Below are 278 nucleotides of genomic sequence, written 5' to 3'. Positions count from 1 at the left end.
GGAAAGAAGTTATCCCAGAGAAAGACGCCTATCGATTGGAAATCGTTACAGCTGGCGCCCTGAAGTATCAAGAAAGTGCTTACCGCCAAGCGGCATAAGCAAATTGCTCTTTAACAGTTCTGGCCTTTCACCTCTAACCGGGTGAGCAAACATCAGCGGCAAATCCATTGGGTGTGCCGCTATAACTCAATATCAATATAGGTAAATTAACAAATGGCACAAGCAAGCTACAGCAAGCCAACACAGCGAGAAATTGATCGCGCTGAAACTGATTTACT

At 45.0% G+C, this 278-nt stretch carries 1 protein-coding gene; it reads left to right on the top strand.

What is annotated here, in order from left to right; all coding sequences use genetic code 11:
- Nucleotides 1-11 precede the first annotated feature (11 nt).
- Entirely contained in the window at nucleotides 12-98 is an 87-nt protein-coding gene (locus SB775_RS28955) for a Cro/CI family transcriptional regulator (protein WP_250193360.1), read from the top strand.
- The last annotated feature ends 180 nt before the right edge of the window (nucleotides 99-278 follow it).

This window comes from Peribacillus sp. SIMBA_075 (assembly GCF_046534585.1).
The sequence above is the reverse complement of the archived record's forward strand: the minus strand, read 5'-3'. Positions and strand labels throughout refer to the sequence as shown.